The following is a 16,223-nucleotide window of genomic DNA, read 5'->3' on the forward strand; positions in this document are numbered from 1 at the left end:
CTAGTAAGCGTTAATTCTAAGCCCCCTGTACAACACATGCGACAGAGCGACTCTGAAGTTAGCTACAACCATGAATGATTAGTGACTATCAACTTTTAACTTACATCACTGAAAAAACTACATTGTAGTTTTGAAAGATAAAGGTTGAGCAGATTGAAACTACATTGTAGTAAATGTAAGATACTGGCTGATAAAAATTACTATTTAAGAGGGTTTAATTATGGAAGATTACGATGTAATGATTAAAGATGAAAACATGGGAAAGTTCTATACTAACCAGCTATCAACACATGGTATTAGAGCAGTATGGGAAGAATCATTAAGTATTAAAGAAAATGAAAGTATAATAAATGCTGCTCTTAAATCATATTCATTTGAAGATTGCAAAAGGATTGTCGGGAAAATAGAAGAAAAATACAATTCAATTTTATACATAAAAAATGAAATACGAAAAAATGAAAGATTTTGTAATTTTTCATGGTTTTATATTCAAAAAAAACTATCAGGAAAACTATCATTAAATCCAAATGGAAGCAGTTTTAAAGAAAGAGTAGACTGGGTAATATCATATATAAGAAAGGTAAATAGAAGCAAACATAGCCATATTGAACTAGAGAGGGGTATTGTAAGAAAGTGGTATTTATCACTTGATAAAACTGAGATCATTTCATGGTTGAAAGATGATGAAGAAAAAATAAAGTGGGCATGGAGCTACATACTTAAACATGAGCCTTTGGTTATTAAATACATTTGGAATAATAAAAACTCAACGCAAGACCTGAAAGATTTCATTATCGCTTTTTTTGATGCAATTGAAGAGAACAAAAGAGAAATCACTATTAAAAGGATAAAAAAGGCATGGGATCAAAAGAAGTTTAGAGATAAAGTTCAATCTAAAAAGCAATATTGTATAAACTTATCTGAAAGCAGCAATGAAAAACTTAAAGCTATATCAATTTCAAAAAACATGAAAAGAAATAAAGTTATAGAATCACTCATAAATAATGAATACTTAAGGCTATAGGAATCTCGCTGTATTGCTTTTAATACTCATATTAGTTTACTTAATCGTCTCCTATTTGATTTAAGTTAATAGTGTACATAAAAATTTATGTCTATACTGGGCACATTGGTTACTAGCACGAAATTTCCATGAAACAATCTCTACAGATCTGGCTTGAAGCCGCTCGTCCAAAAACATTACCTCTGGCATTGGTCTCTATCTTAACTGGTAGCGTACTCGCCTACTCGGCAGGTCATTTTTCACTGACAATTGCCATCATGGCTTTCGTAACCGCGACATTGCTGCAAATTCTGTCCAACCTGGCAAACGACTATGGCGATGCCGTTCAAGGTACAGATAACGACAAACGCCTCGGCCCATTACGAGCGATGCAGTCAGGCGCTGTAAGTGCGAAACAGATGAAACAGGCAATTATCTTTAACATCGTTCTGACCGCTATCTCAGGCTTGATGTTAGTTTTCTATTCACTAAGTTCACTGGAAAGCATTGTCACTTTTATCGGGTTGGGAATTTTGGCCATTCTCGCAGCCATTGCTTATACCATGGGTAGTAAACCATACGGTTACGTGGGGCTTGGCGATATATCAGTGTTCTTGTTTTTTGGTCTACTCGGCGTATCCGGTACCTACTTCTTGCATACCGGTCACGTAGACACCACGCTATTCTTACCTGCTTTAGGCTGCGGTTTACTCGCCGTTGCAGTACTCAATATCAACAATATGCGTGATATAGAGAACGACCGAGAGTGTGGTAAACGCACGGTGGCGGTACGCTTAGGTCAACGTAAAGCCAAACAGTACCACTTTATTTTACTTGGCGGAGCTATCCTTGCCTTTGCGGCTTACTTGTTAATTCAAGACAAACCCGTTTGGATTAGCTTGCCATTTTTACTTAGTATTTATTTCGTGGCCGATCATGGTAAAGCGGTTTGGCATACACAAAAGCCCGCTCAGATAGCACCAATGATGCCAGTCATCGTGAAATGCTCTCTAGTCACCAACGTTTTGTTTGCAACAATTGTGGTAGCTCAAACTCTAGTAAGTTAAAAAAGGATTGTCATTGCATTGACTTAATGCCTAGATATACTCAAAGACAACCAATTTCTGTTTAGAAAGGTACGCTATGGAATACAATACCTCAGCACTCTGTGATATCTACCTCGACCAGGTAGATGTGGTTGAACCAATGTTCAGTAACTTTGGCGGTCGCGCTTCATTTGCCGGGCAAATCACCACCATCAAGTGTTTTGAAGATAATTCGTTGATCCGCGAGACATTAGAGCAAGATGGACTTGGTCGCGTTTTGTTAATTGACGGTGGCGGTTCCCTACGTAAAGCCCTTATCGATGCAGAAATCGCAACCATTGCGGAAGAAAACGAGTGGGAAGGCATTGTCGTTTACGGCTGTGTTCGTGAAGTCGATGAACTTGAAGATATGAATTTAGGCATTCAAGCCCTCGCTTCTATTCCTGTTGGAGCGACCAGCCAGGGTATTGGCGAATTGGATGTACCAGTCAACTTTGGCGGCGTCAGCTTCTTACCTGAAGATTATATTTATGCCGATAGCACCGGAATTATCCTGTCGCCAGAACCATTGAATATTGATTTAGAGTTGGATGAAGAAGCATAGCGAGTCTTAGGTGTCTAAGTTATAAGGTCTTCTCTTAGCTATCAGCGCCTAGCCTTATCTTAACATTTTCTACTTCCCTAAAACACAAACACCCGCTTAACGCGGGTGTTTTTAATTTGGAATGAAGAAGCTGAATTATTCCACTTCGTCCATTTTGCCAAGTAGTGCACGAATGCGCTCTTGCCATTGTGCGTGCTCTTGCTGTGCTTGTTGTGCTTTTTGCTCTAGCTCTTCACGTTGAGAGCGAAGCTCGTTCGCTTCTTCCGCAAGTTTAGCTTTATCTTCTTTCAGCTCTTCGACTTCCATCTGAAGAAGAGTGATTGTGTCAACTGCAGTTTGAATTTTAGATTCTAGTTGTTCTAGTACTTCAAAAGACATCTTGGCCTACCTATGTTATTCCGTTGGGACGATGTGCGAGATTGATGCACACCTAACCTATATAAGGTTCATTCTACTCAGCGTCGCGATGAGAAACACTCACTATATTCGATATTTTGCATCATTCGGTCAAAAAATCAGCGCAATCTCACTAAACGCTGACTTTTCTTGTCGCCGAATCATTTTTGAGCAAGGATTTTGCGTCCCGCCACGCTGAAAATCGCCCTAAGTATTGATCAAATTCAAGTTAGATAAAGTAAAAGCCTCGCAAAAAGGCAAACGTTTACTCGACCTTGTGATAGAATCGCCGCGCAAATTCTTCTTCCCTCTTGCTTACTTGGAGACATCATGAAACGCGATTTAGCAATGGCATTTTCCCGTGTGACTGAAGGTGCAGCTCTGGCTGGTTACAAATGGCTTGGCCGTGGCGATAAAAACGCAGCCGATGGCGCAGCTGTTGAAGTTATGCGCACGCTACTGAACAAAACAGATATCAGTGGTGAAATTGTCATTGGTGAAGGTGAAATCGATGATGCGCCAATGCTGTACATTGGTGAGCAAGTTGGTATTGGTGGTGATGAAGTGGATATTGCAGTCGACCCGATTGAAGGAACGCGTATGACGGCAATGGGACAATCGAACGCACTAGCCGTACTTGCCGCAGGTGAGAAAGGCAGCTTTCTTAAAGCGCCAGATATGTACATGGAAAAACTGGTTGTTGGCCCTGGTGCAAAAGGCGTAATTGACTTAGAAAAGCCGTTAAAAGAGAACCTAGAGAACGTAGCAAAAGCCCTGAACAAGACACTTGATACCCTAGTCGTTATTACCCTTGCGAAACCTCGCCACGATAACGTTATTGCAGAAATGCAAGCAATGGGCGTACGTGTCTTTGCGGTGCCTGATGGTGACGTGGCTGCCTCTATTCTGACTTGTATGCCAGACAGTGAAGTGGACATGATGTACTGTATTGGCGGTGCGCCAGAAGGGGTTGTATCAGCAGCGGTAATTCGAGCGCTAGACGGTGACATGCATGGTCGCCTGCTTCCTCGTCACGAAGTAAAAGGTGATACTGAAGAAAACCGCATTTACGGTGCAGATGAACTAAAACGCTGCGATGAAATGGGCGTAAAAGCGAATGTCGTCCTCAAAATGGAAGACATGGCTCGTAGCGACAATGTGGTATTTTCAGCTACAGGCATCACTAAAGGTGACTTGCTGGAAGGTATCTCTCGTCAAGGCAATATTGCAACCACAGAAACGCTGCTCGTGCGCGGTCGATGCCGAACTATTCGCCGCATCAAATCGACTCACTACTTAGATCGTAAAGATCCAGAAGTACGCGATATTATTCTTTAAGCATTTCTCGAGGCTCTCGCTCAGTCTGAGTTTGAGCCTTTCTTTCCGCGTAACCGGACAATAGATTCTGAATCACCTCGTTTCTCACTGTTCAGAGTGTATATATTGGTTCGCATAAACATAGCACCTACAAATCCACACTCAAATTAAGTCAACACTTTTCTTTACTAACCCTATCGAGCATAATATCTACTGACGTATAAATGGTGGGTATATGAAGACCGTAGATAGGATATTGCAAATCGTTAAGCGTGATGGTTCCGTCACTGCAAAACAACTCTCCTCTGAGCTAGGTATGACAACCATGGGGGCTCGTCAGCACCTGCAAAGTTTAGAAGATGATGGCATTCTTTCTATCCATGACGTAAAAGTAAAAGTTGGTCGCCCTGCTCGTCATTGGTCTCTCACTCAAAAAGGTCATGAGCAATTTGCTGACCGTCACGGTGAGTTGACCATTCAGTTTATAGAAGCTGTCGAACATATCTTTGGCAAAGATGGACTGGAAAAAGTCACATCAGAAAGGGAAAAACTCACGTTACAAAGTTATCGTCAGCATCTTGAGCAATGCGACTCTCTGCAAAGCAAACTAGAAACACTCGTCACGTTAAGAGAGCAAGAAGGCTATATGGCAGAGCTCGAGAAAGATGAGAACGGATTCATCTTGATCGAAAATCACTGTCCGATTTGTAAAGCCGCAACTCGCTGCCCAAGCTTGTGCCAGTCAGAATTAAGTGTCTTTCAGTCTTTACTTGGACGTGACACCAAAGTAGAGCGTACCGAACACATCATTAGCGGCCAAAGACGCTGCGTTTACCGCATCCAACAACTGCAGTAACCACCACAACCAAACATCGACATGCCGCACTTATTCAATCTCAGGCTTGAAAGCTTCTCTTATAAGTGAGACGGCTGAAGAATTCATCCTCTCTCCTCTTTCTAGTGGTATAGGCTTTTAGTAACTAAAGGCAATTTCCATAAGGATTTGGAGAGCATCGATGTCTACTCTACGTCATACCTCATCCCAAACTCTTCCTCCATTCGATGAGATGGTTCGAATGGCAGAGCGAGATCCCGAAGCTTTTGAGCAATTTCGTCATGAGATGGCGAAAGAGATGATCGAGAGCGCATCAGAAAATATGAAAGAAAGATTGTGGGCTCAACAAAGCCACATTGATAGAGTCATCAGCACGTGTAAAAACCCTCATCACACCAATGTGGTATTGATGAACGAGTTGCAAAAACAGGTCGTGAAGTTCAAAGCAGCACTAGAAGGGGAAGTAGCACCGACTCAAAACGCGGATGTGATTAGCTTAAATACGTTTAAAGATAGGGATGATTTTTACTAAAAGGCAGGAATAAGACTCTAGAACCCTAGAGTCTTATTCCAAAACATAGAGCTATACTTATTCCGGCTCAGGGCCATATTGGTTTGGTCCTGATGTCCCCTTTAAGAAACCACATTCAATTAGAATCCATAAACCACAAATCAGAGAAATGGAAGCGACGAACATCTGTGGGGTCGACGGCTCTTGCGCGGCAGGGCTAGTCATTGGCGTGGCAATTCGTCCTATAATCAACGGAATATTCAGTGCTAGCCAATAGATCGATTTGTTGCGGTCATGCCAACGCTTGGTGGTTATCGCCAAATCAGGGATCAACAGAACCACCAAGAAAATAGGAAGAAGCACATAGGAGAGAGTAGGAAGCAGTTGGCTGATACCGGCACCAAAGCCTAAAATGGACACATAGTAAATTACGTTCCAAATCCAGTAGGTTTTACGGTTTATACGTCCTTGAAAAGAAAACAGTAACTCTTTAGTCGACATCAAATTTTACCCCAAAGTAGAAAGGTTATAGATTAGCCGAGTCGATATAGTTTGGAAAGGACACCGATAGCTTGGGTGCCCACAACGACCTTACTACAAGCAGAGCCAGGCTGAGAATTCGTAACAATAACCCCTCGCTATTCTCAGGTAATTAAGCGCAACCTAGTTCACTACCTTTTGGAAGCTATCTATATCCATGTCTCGGATATTGACCGTTAAACTGTGCACGTGACTGGCTTGCTCTTGAAGAGTCGCCATCAAGGCTCGTGACAGTTCTCGCTTTTGTTCTTGGGAGCGACCAGATAACAAATCAAAGTTGATATGGATAAAGTCGAGGCTATCTCCCTCCTCTCCTATTAACCAATTGTGGCAACGGAGCGTTCTAGATTTCACCGACGCGAGTTCAAAAAGGCCACTTTCTAACGCCGTTTTATGTAAATCCTCCAACAACCCCTGAACATTGACGCGTTCTTCCACCGAATTTGAATACTCTAAAACTAAGTTTGGCATTTTGATTCCTTTCTACAACAGAATAAATTCAGTGCGTAGTAATACCAATCTAGCCAGCGATTTCCGAGAAATGAACTATCATTCTGTCTACGCGATCACCAATCGATTGCTTTTAACAAAAATAACAGGATCGATGCTTGGTCGAATCAGTGAAGAAAGCCGGACAAGACATGACGCCAATCATGATCTGTTCACATTATTCTGTTATATTCCTACGTAGATTTTTTACATTAATAGACTATTTACATTAAAAATAAGGGAGATATTCCTATGCGTCGTCCTGTAGTGATGGGTAACTGGAAACTAAACGGCAGCAAAGCAATGGTAACTGAGCTGCTAACTGGTCTTAACGCTGAGCTTGAAGGCGTTGAAGGTGTTGACGTAGCAGTAGCTCCACCTGCACTTTACCTAGATCTGGCTGAGCGTCTAATTGTTGAAGGCGGTAACAAGATCATCCTAGGTGCTCAAAACACTGACCTAAATAACAGCGGTGCTTTCACTGGCGACATGTCTCCAGAAATGCTGAAAGACTTCGGTGCTTCTCACATCATCATCGGTCACTCAGAGCGTCGTGAATACCACAACGAATCTGACGAGTTCATCGCTAAGAAATTCAACTTCCTAAAAGAAAACGGTCTAACTCCTGTTTTCTGTATCGGTGAATCTGAAGCTCAAAACGAAGCTGGCGAAACTGAAGCTGTATGCGCACGTCAAATCAACGCAGTTATAGACACTTACGGTGTTGAAGCTCTAAACGGCGCAATCATCGCTTACGAACCAATCTGGGCTATCGGTACTGGTAAAGCAGCAACAGCTGAAGATGCACAACGCATCCACGCTTCTATCCGCGCACTAATCGCAGCGAAAGACGAAGCGGTTGCAGCACAAGTAATCATCCAATACGGTGGTTCTGTTAAGCCAGAAAACGCTGAGGCTTACTTCTCACAACCAGACATCGACGGCGCTCTAGTTGGCGGTGCTTCTCTAGACGCGAAAAGCTTCGCAGCAATCGCTAAAGCAGCGGCTAAAGCAAAAGCTTAATCTCGTTTTTACTGAGAGTAGAAATAACAAAGGGATGCATCATGCATCCCTTTTTGTTTGCTTACGATCTAATGAGTTTTGTCATTCCAAGGAGTCTAAGCGACATCAGGAATCTACTCTCCGCACACACCCAAATCAAACCAGCAAAACAACAGAAATAATCTATAAGAGTCCCGTCATTCCGAGGAGCCTAAGCGACATCAGGAATCTACTAACCGCATGTGTCAAACCAAAAGTTAAGTAACGAAAAACGCCTTACATCAAAACAAAGAACCTAATCGCACTTCCGATTATTCCCACTCAATTCCATCCAACCAACGAACTCTATTCACTTACCCTACCCTCAAGATTTAGTATTGACCTATGCTTGCTCAAGGAGGAGCAATCGACATGACAACACCCATATCAGACATCGCCAGTGTGATTCACCATGGTGGGAAACATACCGTCACTGGCTCTTGTCATGAATTGAAACTGCCACACGGTAGCATCTTGATCGATTGCGGACTCTTCCAAGGCAAAGACATCCATTTTGGCAACCGCAGGGCATCATTGGATATTGAGTTTCCGGTTAAACACATCAAAGCATTAGTCCTGACTCATACTCATATCGATCATATTGGACGCCTACCTTGGTTACTGGCTGCTGGATTTAAAGGCCCCATTTACTGCACCAAAGCAACAGCCGAACTGGTACCGCTCATGCTAGAAGATGGATTAAAGCTGCAACTGGGTTTGAACTTCCATCAGAGTCAACAAGTCCTCAATGTCATTAAAAAACAGCTGAGACCCCATGACTACCAACAATGGCTGCAACTTGGTAAGCAATGTTACCTACGCTTTCAGCCTGCGGGGCACATTCTTGGTTCCGCTTACGTGGAATTCAAACTTCCCAATCATGAAATCATCGTATTTTCCGGCGATCTAGGTCCGTCCAATACCCCGCTCTTACCCGATCCTATGCCGCCAAAGCGTGCCGACTATTTGTTCATCGAGTCCACATACGGCAACAAAGAGCATGAAGACGCAGCCACTCGAACTGAGCGCTTGAACGCCATTATCGATCACGCACTGCGAGACGGTGGTGTAATTCTGATCCCAGCTTTCAGCGTAGGACGTACGCAGGAGCTGTTATTCGATATTGAGCAACTGATTCACCAACGCAACTTGTCGTCTTCTTTGCCAATCATCCTAGACTCACCGCTTGCGAAAGGAGTCACGAAGACCTACCGCCGTTTCAAAAAACTGTGGGGAAAAGAAGCAAAGCAAAAGCTCAACAATCATCGTCATCCCCTCGCCTTTGAACAATGCATTACTGTGGAAACCCATCGAGAACATCAAGCATTAATAAATCGACTAGCCTCCACCGATGAACCTGCGATTGTCGTTGCGGCATCCGGTATGTGCGAAGGTGGAAGAATCGTCAATTACTTAAAAGCACTCTTACCGGATGAGAGAGATGATGTGTTGTTTGCGGGTTATCAGGCGCAAGGAACCTTAGGTCGAGAAATCCAATCAGGCAGCCACACGGTGGATATCGGTAACCAACCAATCGAAGCCAACGCGCTGGTCCATACCATCTCTGGATATTCTGCACACGCAGACCAAAGCGATTTATTGAAGTTTGTTACTGGTATTCCAGCACAACCAAAAGCCGTGCATTTGATACATGGAGAGAAAGAAGCAAAAAAAGAGTTAGGAGAAAAGTTGGAAGCAGAGGGAATTGAGGTGGTGTATTAAACTAATATCAGCAGACATTAGAACGATACAGTCTAGTTCTTACTTATTGTTAATGAGTGAAAACAGCATAAGAATTTGAATATCAACGTGCTTTAACTAAGCTTTGTACGTCAGAAAGCCATGTTAAAGCACATTGGTAACGAGACTGAACAACTATGCAGGTTCAGCAACCTTTACGGTTGGTGTTTTAGCAAGCTCAGCGCTAGACGCTTTTTTGTATAGGTTCTCGTAGCAGTAGTTTGTCGCCTCGATGTAACCTTCTACACTACCACAGTCAAAACGCTGACCTTTAAATTTATAAGCGATAACACAACCAGATTGAGCTTGTTGCATCAATGCGTCAGTGATTTGGATTTCTCCACCTTTGCCTGGTTCTGTATTTTCGATAAGATCAAAAATATCTGGCGTTAAGATATAGCGACCAATAATTGCTAAGTTACTTGGTGCTGTGCCCGGTTCTGGCTTCTCTACCATGTTATCAATTCGGAAGATGTCATCTTTGATCATCTCACCAGCAATCACTCCGTATTTATGGGTCTCAGTTTCAGGAACTTCTTGAACCGCAACAATAGAGCAGCGGAACTGCTTGTAAAGCTCAACCATCTGCGCTAATACGCCCTGCTCTTCATTCACACAAAGATCATCTGCCAGTACAACAGCAAATGGCTCATCACCCACCAACTCACGACCGGTCAAGATAGCATGACCAAGACCTTTCATCTCACGCTGACGTATGTATGTGTAACTCGCTGAATCAATCAAAGAACGGATATCGTCCAACAGTGCTTCTTTGCTTGTTCCTGAAATTTGATGCTCCAACTCATAGTTTTTATCGAAGTGGTCCATCAAAGAGTGCTTACCACGACCAGTGACAATACACATACCATCCATGCCCGCTTCTATCGCTTCCTCAACACCATATTCAATCAATGGTTTGTTGACTACCGGCATCATTTCTTTCGGCATGGATTTTGTTGCAGGTAGAAAACGAGTACCGTAGCCTGCTGCAGGAAAAAGACATTTTTTAATCATTTTTAAATTCACCAACTGTAAAAAAGCCCTCATGCATGAGGGCCATATATTATCGTTATACTAAAAATTTAATCACTACCAAACAAGTCACGCGTGTAAACTTTATCCGCAACGTCAGCTAACTCTTCCACCATGCGGTTAGAAACAATCACATCCGCACTTTGTTTGAATTCGTTCAGATCTTTAATCACTCGAGAGTTAAAGAAATCTTCTTCTTTCAGTACAGGCTCATACACTACGACCTCAACGCCTTTCGCTTTGATGCGTTTCATGATGCCTTGGATAGAGGAAGCGCGGAAGTTATCAGAACCCGCTTTCATGATTAGACGGTAAATACCCACAACTTTTGGTTCACGCTTGAGGATTGACTCCGCCACAAAGTCTTTACGAGTACGGTTTGCATCCACAATCGCACCGATGATGTTGTTTGGCACTTCTTGGTAGTTAGCAAGCAGCTGCTTGGTGTCTTTTGGAAGGCAGTACCCACCGTAACCGAAGGATGGGTTGTTGTAGTGGTTGCCAATACGCGGGTCTAAACCTACGCCCTCAATGATCTGACGAGCATCTAAACCATGCGCCTCCGCATAAGAGTCTAGTTCATTGAAGTATGCGACACGCATAGCAAGGTAAGTGTTAGAAAACAGTTTAACCGCTTCCGCTTCAGTAGAGTCAGTAAAGAGAACTTGGATATCTTCTTTAACCGCACCTTCAACTAACAAACCTGCAAACATTTCTGCACGTTCGCTACGCTCACCGACAATGATACGAGATGGGTGAAGGTTATCGTAAAGCGCTTTACCTTCACGCAGGAACTCTGGGGAGAAGATGACATTCTCACAACCCAATTCTTCTTTAATGCGCGCGGTATAACCCACTGGCACGGTAGACTTGATTACCATTACCGCTTCTGGGTTAATCGCCATCACATCTTTAATCACCGCCTCAACGGAAGAAGTATTAAAATAGTTGCTTTGCGGATCGTAATCCGTAGGTGTTGCAATCACCACATATTCAGCACCTTGGTACGCTTGTTCTTTATCTAACGTAGCCACAAAGTTTAGTGTTTTCGTCGCAAGAAAATGTTCAATTTCAGCATCCACAATTGGTGATTGCTTACAGTTCAACATTTCCACTTTTTCTTCGATGATGTCTACTGCAACCACTTCATGGTTTTGTGCTAACAACATAGCATTGGAAAGCCCAACATAGCCGGTCCCAGCAACTGCAATTTTCATGGATTAATCCTTCATTTTATTTTTGCTAAAGAATATCAGAATTTGTAGTAAAGATCCTAGGGTCTTAGGGGCTTAGAGCCCTAAAAAGAGTTTTTGGAGGTTTGGGGATTAATATGGGTTTTGAGGAAGTTATTTGAAGAAAGAATACAGAAAAGCACATCATCACCAATTGTGTCATTCCAACGAGTCTTCGCGAGACTAGGAATCTATTATCAGCGTACTGATTCATTTCGATTAACACCTTAGTGGATTCGCTCTCTTTCAGTAGATTCTTAATCACCTCGTCCCTAGTTGTTCGATGTATGGACTCCCCCTCCAAGAAGGAGCTAAAATTTGAGTACAAACAGAAATTTTAATCGGGAACCATCCCGCAAACTTTAGAAAATGGCGATAGTGAACTTCCTGATATATTGCGCCTTTATTTGCACCATATGTATAACTTGCACCAAGGCTTTCAGAACAAAAAGTTTAGATTGAAAAAAGAATTGAGTTACTACATCAACTTGCATTCAGAGTGCAAAAAACTACTTGAACTGAAGGGATTGGCCCTATCAATGATCTCGGCCTCTGCTTGTATTGGTTTAACACCAAAGCAGTACAGTACTGGAGATGTCACAACTATGCTTGGTATTAGTAAGAAAATAGAAAACAAAAGGCTGCGTGCAAATCTCATCCAAGGTGCACTATCCGTTGGACTGCTTCAGTATCGAGAGCCTAAAAATGGTAAGGAGACTTGGCTAAAAACCTTGATAGTTAGAGCTGGTCTAAGAAGAGCTGCTGTCGCGTTAGCGAATAAAAGCATACGCACTGCATGGCCTATGCTGAAACATGACACTCAGTACTCTACTTCATTTAAACATGCTGCCTAGCAGCTAAATCTATACTTGCGAAATTTAGTTACTACTCGTAAGTTAGAGGCACTTGATACTCACTGCCATAATGAAGCAGTGCCCAAGCTGTTCTTCTGGTCTTATTTGCTAAAGCAACCGCGGCTTTCATTAACCCTGCACACTGAATCAGTGACTTGAGCCAAGTCTCTTTAACATTCCTTGGCTCTCGTTTATCTACAACCTTCGCAACAGCAAACGCTCCCTGTATCAAGCTTGAACGTAACTTCTTCTGTCCAACTTTTTTGCTGATACCCAAAAGGGTAACTCTTCCTCCAGTACGATGCTGTTTTGGAGTAAGTCCAATACAAGCCGAAGCCTCTCGACCATTTTTTGAAGTTACCGCCAGTGGCTCCTAACGAAAGATAAAGCCCTAAAGCATTGGATAGTAGTAGACTTTTTCATGTATGGACTCCTTAGATTTAGGCTTTGAAACCATAAATTCTAGCTCCCTCCTTCGGGAGGGAGTCCATACATCGCGAGCCTTAGCGAGATTAGGAATATTTTAACAACACTCTGGTAAGTTACGATGGTCGCCATAGTGATGATTTTTCGCAGAGAAATAACCTCTGAGCAAGAAAGCTCTCAACTATTTAATAAGAATAGCGTAATGCCTCACAGCTGTTACAAATCCGATCTTTTGAAATTATTGCATTTAGGCTAGAATCACCGCGTTATAATTAAAAATAATTTGTTGGCAGTTTATGTTTCTAGAGCTTAGTTTTATCTTCTTTTCTTCTTTTACCACGCTGTTCTTAATGCGTAAAGTGGCAAAAAAAATTGGTTTGGTCGACAAACCAAATGCAAGAAAACTACATGATGGTGCAGTGCCGTTAGTTGGCGGCATTTCAATCTGTTTAGTTCTCGCACAGTATCTAACATTCAAACCCGATACGATTGAACACAGTTGGTTATACTTATTATGTATTTGTATCTTGACCATTACCGGCGCGATTGACGATAAAATCGATCTGAGTTTTAAAATCCGTATGGGTGTTCAAGCTCTACTTTCTATTGTGATGATGAAAGTCGCTGGCATTGAACTTCATAGCCTTGGAGATATGTTCGGATTAGGCCAGATATCTCTCGGATGGTTAGGCACCATTATGACCATTTTTGCAGTCATTGGCGCAATCAATGCGTTTAATATGGTCGATGGGATTGATGGCTTACTCGGTGGACTTTCGATTGTCACTCTTGGTGCTCTTGCATATTTATTGCAAGTCGACAGCCAACATGGCGCCGCTTACTTATGTATAGTCATTATTGTCGCGATGCTACCTTACATTTTCATGAACTTAGGAATTTTAGGCCGCGAGCGAAAAGTGTTTATGGGGGATGCGGGCAGCATGATGATCGGCTTTACCGTGATTTGGCTACTTCTTGGTGTTAGCCAGGCGGAACAAACAGAGCCACTAATGCGCCCAGTTACCGCGCTTTGGCTTATCGCGCTACCACTGATGGACATGGCTGCGATCATGATCCGCCGTGTACGCCGTGGGGATTCACCGTTTAAACCTGACCGAGAGCACTTGCACCATATCTTCCAGCGCTTAGGCCTTGGCCCACGCCAAACGTTAGTCGCTATTTGCACCATTGCTTTAGCCTTTGCCGCTTTCGGTATCTATGGTGAAAATGCCATCTTTCCTGAAGTAGTAATGTTTGGTTTATTCATTGGGTGTTTTGTTGGCTACGCAACAACTCTGGCTTATGTGTGGCGCATTACTAGCTATTTAAGAAGCAAGTTTGGTAAATCAACTCAAGCGCAAGGTTCAAGCTCTTAATCGACTTAAAGACTAGGGCGTGTTGATCTTTGCTCTACATTTCGTATTCAGCAATACATCGGTAGCCACATTAACATAAATGCTAGCGATAACATGCTGGCATAATTCCTTTCTAGCTTGTCATATCTACCTGAAATTGCTCAATAATGCTTAATTCTCGCAAAAGCATTTTCTTCCAAGTGACGATACTTGTATAGACACTAATCCATGCTGGCTTTGTCTATATCTTGCCCGTAATTGCGTTTAACAATTACCGTTTCTCCACCATGTTCCTTAACAAAAGTAAGAAAAAGTTGTAAGCGGGTATTTCCACCCACCTAGCTTTTAGCTGGTCTGTTGCTATATGGCAGAAGGTCACTGACGTCACAACTCGGTTCTCGTTGCGGTAACTCTGTCAGTACGTGCCGTAGATAAGCACAAGGTTCAACATTATTTGCTCGGCAAGTCTGCACGATACTGAACAATACAACACTGGCGTTGGTGCCACTTTGTGTGTCGCTGAACAACCACGCTTTTCGACCAACGGCCACTGGACGGATCTCTCAAGCCGATTATTATCAATCGGGTATAGCCCATGTCCTACATATCTCTTAAGATAGGACCATTGGTTAAGCACATAACCGACCGCTCTTCCCATCGCACTTTTGGGAAGTAGGTTTGCCGCGGCTTTGTCTAGCTAAGCGTAGAAGGCGGTGAGTATTGGAACTGCCTCTTTTTGCCGGAGCTGGCATCGTTCATCAGAAGATAAGTTTTTGCCTTTCTTCTCTACAGTGTACAACTTTGGGATATAGCTCAGTGCCAGCTTAGCCTGTCCCGCTATTTTAGGACTCAGATCTAATGCATCTTTGAACTTACTTCTGACACGAGCCCAACAACCCAGATGCTGAACGTTATCCAACATTCGCCGTGCTGAATAGCCATCCGCCATAATGCTTCCAGCATATTTGTTGAGGAACTGCTTAGGGTAGTTATGTTCTCGTCTGGGTTGATACTCGAATAAAGTAACTGGCGTTAGGCTGTGCTCTGGACTGGCATAGGCCCACAGATAAGACTTATTTTCCGCTTTCTTATTGGGTTCTTTGAGAACCTGAAGCGTCGTCTCATCACCATGGATAGCTGGCTCTTTCAGTAAAGCTTGGTGCAAGGCATTAATAAATGGGAGACAAGAGTTCGGCAGTTTTGATCATCCAGTTCGCCGGAGTGGTACGTTGGATATCTAAGCCCACTAGGAACAGCTCTTTTTCTATACGATGAGCGGAAGCCATCTACATATTTGCTTACAGCAAAGGTTGCTAAGATCCCAGCTGTGGCGATATTTCCTGGTAATGGCTGCTGATTAACCACTTTGCTACCTGTGCCCTGTTGCTCACAGTGACGGCAAGCGTACTTTTTAGGCTCATGGCGAAGCACTTTGAGTTGCTTAGGAATGATCTCAAGCTGATCTGACGTTTCTACGCCGATAGCTTGTAGTGAGCTTTGGTAGCAATCGCAGACTTTTTCACTGTCCGGTAAATCATGCTCAATCACTTCACGAGACAAATCTAGATTGCTAGGTTTGCGGCCTCTTTTAAGAGTGTAGATGATGGTTTCGGTTTCAGGCTCATCATTGTCAACAGGGGCATCGTTAAGTTGCTCAGCCTCATTGAATGAGTAACCTTGTGCTGGGAACTTTACACTCTGAGGAAGATACGCTTGTCCTGAGCACGGCGAAATTGTTTCCACATATCCGCATGCGATGTGTTTTCAACCAAGCTATCGATGTACGCTTGGATTTCTGGGGT

The 16,223-nt window shown here is 43.0% G+C and carries 18 protein-coding genes and 2 pseudogenes; 10 read left to right on the plus strand and 10 right to left on the minus strand.

What is annotated here, in order from left to right; genetic code table 11:
- Nucleotides 1-220: 220 nt before the first annotated feature.
- The 3 genes from R7E29_RS18965 to rraA all read left to right on the plus strand — a co-directional run bounded on the left by R7E29_RS18965 (nt 221) and on the right by rraA (nt 2,653).
- Nucleotides 221-1,024, plus strand: a complete 804-nt coding sequence (locus R7E29_RS18965) for a hypothetical protein (protein WP_169644245.1) — start codon at nt 221-223, stop codon at nt 1,022-1,024.
- Between the two features lie 128 nt (nt 1,025-1,152).
- On the plus strand, nt 1,153-2,070 hold the full coding sequence (locus R7E29_RS18970; RefSeq protein ID WP_213911472.1) for a 1,4-dihydroxy-2-naphthoate polyprenyltransferase: 918 nt from the start codon (nt 1,153-1,155) through the stop codon (nt 2,068-2,070).
- Nucleotides 2,071-2,146: 76 nt separating this feature from the next.
- Complete coding sequence (rraA, locus tag R7E29_RS18975; RefSeq protein ID WP_005379537.1) at nt 2,147-2,653, plus strand: ribonuclease E activity regulator RraA; 507 nt, start codon at nt 2,147-2,149, stop codon at nt 2,651-2,653.
- 135 nt (nt 2,654-2,788) lie between these two features.
- Here the strand turns inward: rraA and zapB are convergent, their stop codons facing one another.
- A complete protein-coding gene (gene zapB / locus R7E29_RS18980) occupies nt 2,789-3,031 on the minus strand; it encodes a cell division protein ZapB (protein ID WP_005379536.1) in 243 nt (80 codons plus the stop codon).
- A gap of 348 nt (nt 3,032-3,379) precedes the next feature.
- On the opposite strand from zapB, the gene glpX reads away from it, so the two are divergent.
- From glpX to R7E29_RS18995, 3 genes are all read left to right on the plus strand, one after another.
- Nucleotides 3,380-4,387, plus strand: coding sequence for a class II fructose-bisphosphatase (glpX, locus tag R7E29_RS18985; protein ID WP_318082854.1), 1,008 nt, complete (start codon nt 3,380-3,382; stop codon nt 4,385-4,387).
- A 214-nt stretch (nt 4,388-4,601) separates the two neighbouring features.
- Nucleotides 4,602-5,222, plus strand: coding sequence for a helix-turn-helix transcriptional regulator (locus R7E29_RS18990; RefSeq protein ID WP_005379532.1), 621 nt, complete (start codon nt 4,602-4,604; stop codon nt 5,220-5,222).
- A gap of 160 nt (nt 5,223-5,382) precedes the next feature.
- Nucleotides 5,383-5,733: a DUF3135 domain-containing protein gene (locus R7E29_RS18995; RefSeq protein ID WP_064353565.1), complete on the plus strand. Its 351-nt coding sequence runs from the start codon at nt 5,383-5,385 to the stop codon at nt 5,731-5,733.
- A gap of 57 nt (nt 5,734-5,790) precedes the next feature.
- On the opposite strand, the gene R7E29_RS19000 is transcribed toward R7E29_RS18995, so the two are convergent.
- Both R7E29_RS19000 and R7E29_RS19005 read right to left on the minus strand, forming a co-directional pair.
- Nucleotides 5,791-6,213 (minus strand): DUF805 domain-containing protein, encoded by a 423-nt coding sequence (locus tag R7E29_RS19000; RefSeq protein WP_005384868.1) that lies wholly within the window; start codon nt 6,211-6,213, stop codon nt 5,791-5,793.
- A gap of 162 nt (nt 6,214-6,375) precedes the next feature.
- Nucleotides 6,376-6,723, minus strand: coding sequence for a 5-carboxymethyl-2-hydroxymuconate Delta-isomerase (locus tag R7E29_RS19005; protein ID WP_017820736.1), 348 nt, complete (start codon nt 6,721-6,723; stop codon nt 6,376-6,378).
- Nucleotides 6,724-6,993: 270 nt separating this feature from the next.
- Between R7E29_RS19005 and tpiA the strand changes: the two genes are divergently transcribed.
- A complete protein-coding gene (tpiA, locus tag R7E29_RS19010) occupies nt 6,994-7,764 on the plus strand; it encodes a triose-phosphate isomerase (RefSeq protein WP_104975795.1) in 771 nt (256 codons plus the stop codon).
- 390 nt (nt 7,765-8,154) lie between these two features.
- Complete coding sequence (locus R7E29_RS19015; protein ID WP_318082856.1) at nt 8,155-9,504, plus strand: MBL fold metallo-hydrolase; 1,350 nt, start codon at nt 8,155-8,157, stop codon at nt 9,502-9,504.
- A 153-nt stretch (nt 9,505-9,657) separates the two neighbouring features.
- On the opposite strand, the gene galU is transcribed toward R7E29_RS19015, so the two are convergent.
- Both galU and R7E29_RS19025 read right to left on the minus strand, forming a co-directional pair.
- Nucleotides 9,658-10,536 carry a UTP--glucose-1-phosphate uridylyltransferase GalU gene (gene galU / locus R7E29_RS19020; protein ID WP_042771721.1) on the minus strand — a complete coding sequence of 293 codons (879 nt, stop codon included), beginning with the start codon at nt 10,534-10,536 and terminating at the stop codon, nt 9,658-9,660.
- A 68-nt stretch (nt 10,537-10,604) separates the two neighbouring features.
- Complete coding sequence (locus tag R7E29_RS19025; protein ID WP_318082859.1) at nt 10,605-11,771, minus strand: nucleotide sugar dehydrogenase; 1,167 nt, start codon at nt 11,769-11,771, stop codon at nt 10,605-10,607.
- Between the two features lie 473 nt (nt 11,772-12,244).
- On the opposite strand from R7E29_RS19025, the gene R7E29_RS19030 reads away from it, so the two are divergent.
- Nucleotides 12,245-12,640 (plus strand): hypothetical protein, encoded by a 396-nt coding sequence (locus R7E29_RS19030; RefSeq protein WP_318082861.1) that lies wholly within the window; start codon nt 12,245-12,247, stop codon nt 12,638-12,640.
- A gap of 31 nt (nt 12,641-12,671) precedes the next feature.
- On the opposite strand, the gene R7E29_RS19035 is transcribed toward R7E29_RS19030, so the two are convergent.
- On the minus strand, nt 12,672-13,007 hold the full coding sequence (locus tag R7E29_RS19035; RefSeq protein WP_411912753.1) for a transposase: 336 nt from the start codon (nt 13,005-13,007) through the stop codon (nt 12,672-12,674).
- Between the two features lie 355 nt (nt 13,008-13,362).
- On the opposite strand from R7E29_RS19035, the gene wecA reads away from it, so the two are divergent.
- Nucleotides 13,363-14,442, plus strand: coding sequence for a UDP-N-acetylglucosamine--undecaprenyl-phosphate N-acetylglucosaminephosphotransferase (gene wecA / locus R7E29_RS19040; RefSeq protein WP_318082863.1), 1,080 nt, complete (start codon nt 13,363-13,365; stop codon nt 14,440-14,442).
- 47 nt (nt 14,443-14,489) lie between these two features.
- Here wecA and R7E29_RS19045 read toward each other — a convergent pair.
- The 4 genes and pseudogenes from R7E29_RS19045 to R7E29_RS19055 all read right to left on the minus strand — a co-directional run.
- Nucleotides 14,490-14,642, minus strand: a pseudogene (locus R7E29_RS19045) (IS5/IS1182 family transposase); the annotation flags it as partial.
- 117 nt (nt 14,643-14,759) lie between these two features.
- On the minus strand, nt 14,760-14,894 hold the full coding sequence (locus R7E29_RS23070; protein WP_411912751.1) for a transposase domain-containing protein: 135 nt from the start codon (nt 14,892-14,894) through the stop codon (nt 14,760-14,762).
- A pseudogene (locus tag R7E29_RS19050) lies at nt 14,837-15,586 on the minus strand (IS66 family transposase). Before R7E29_RS19050 ends, R7E29_RS23070 begins: the two are co-directional and overlap by 58 nt.
- On the minus strand, nt 15,568-16,164 hold the full coding sequence (locus R7E29_RS19055; RefSeq protein ID WP_318082865.1) for an IS66 family transposase zinc-finger binding domain-containing protein: 597 nt from the start codon (nt 16,162-16,164) through the stop codon (nt 15,568-15,570). The pseudogene R7E29_RS19050 and the gene R7E29_RS19055 overlap by 19 nt, the downstream one beginning before the upstream one ends.
- Nucleotides 16,165-16,223: the final 59 nt, after the last annotated feature.

Origin of the sequence: Vibrio sp. Vb1729 (assembly GCF_033338655.1) — a bacterium.
Lineage (GTDB): Bacteria > Pseudomonadota > Gammaproteobacteria > Enterobacterales > Vibrionaceae > Vibrio > Vibrio alginolyticus.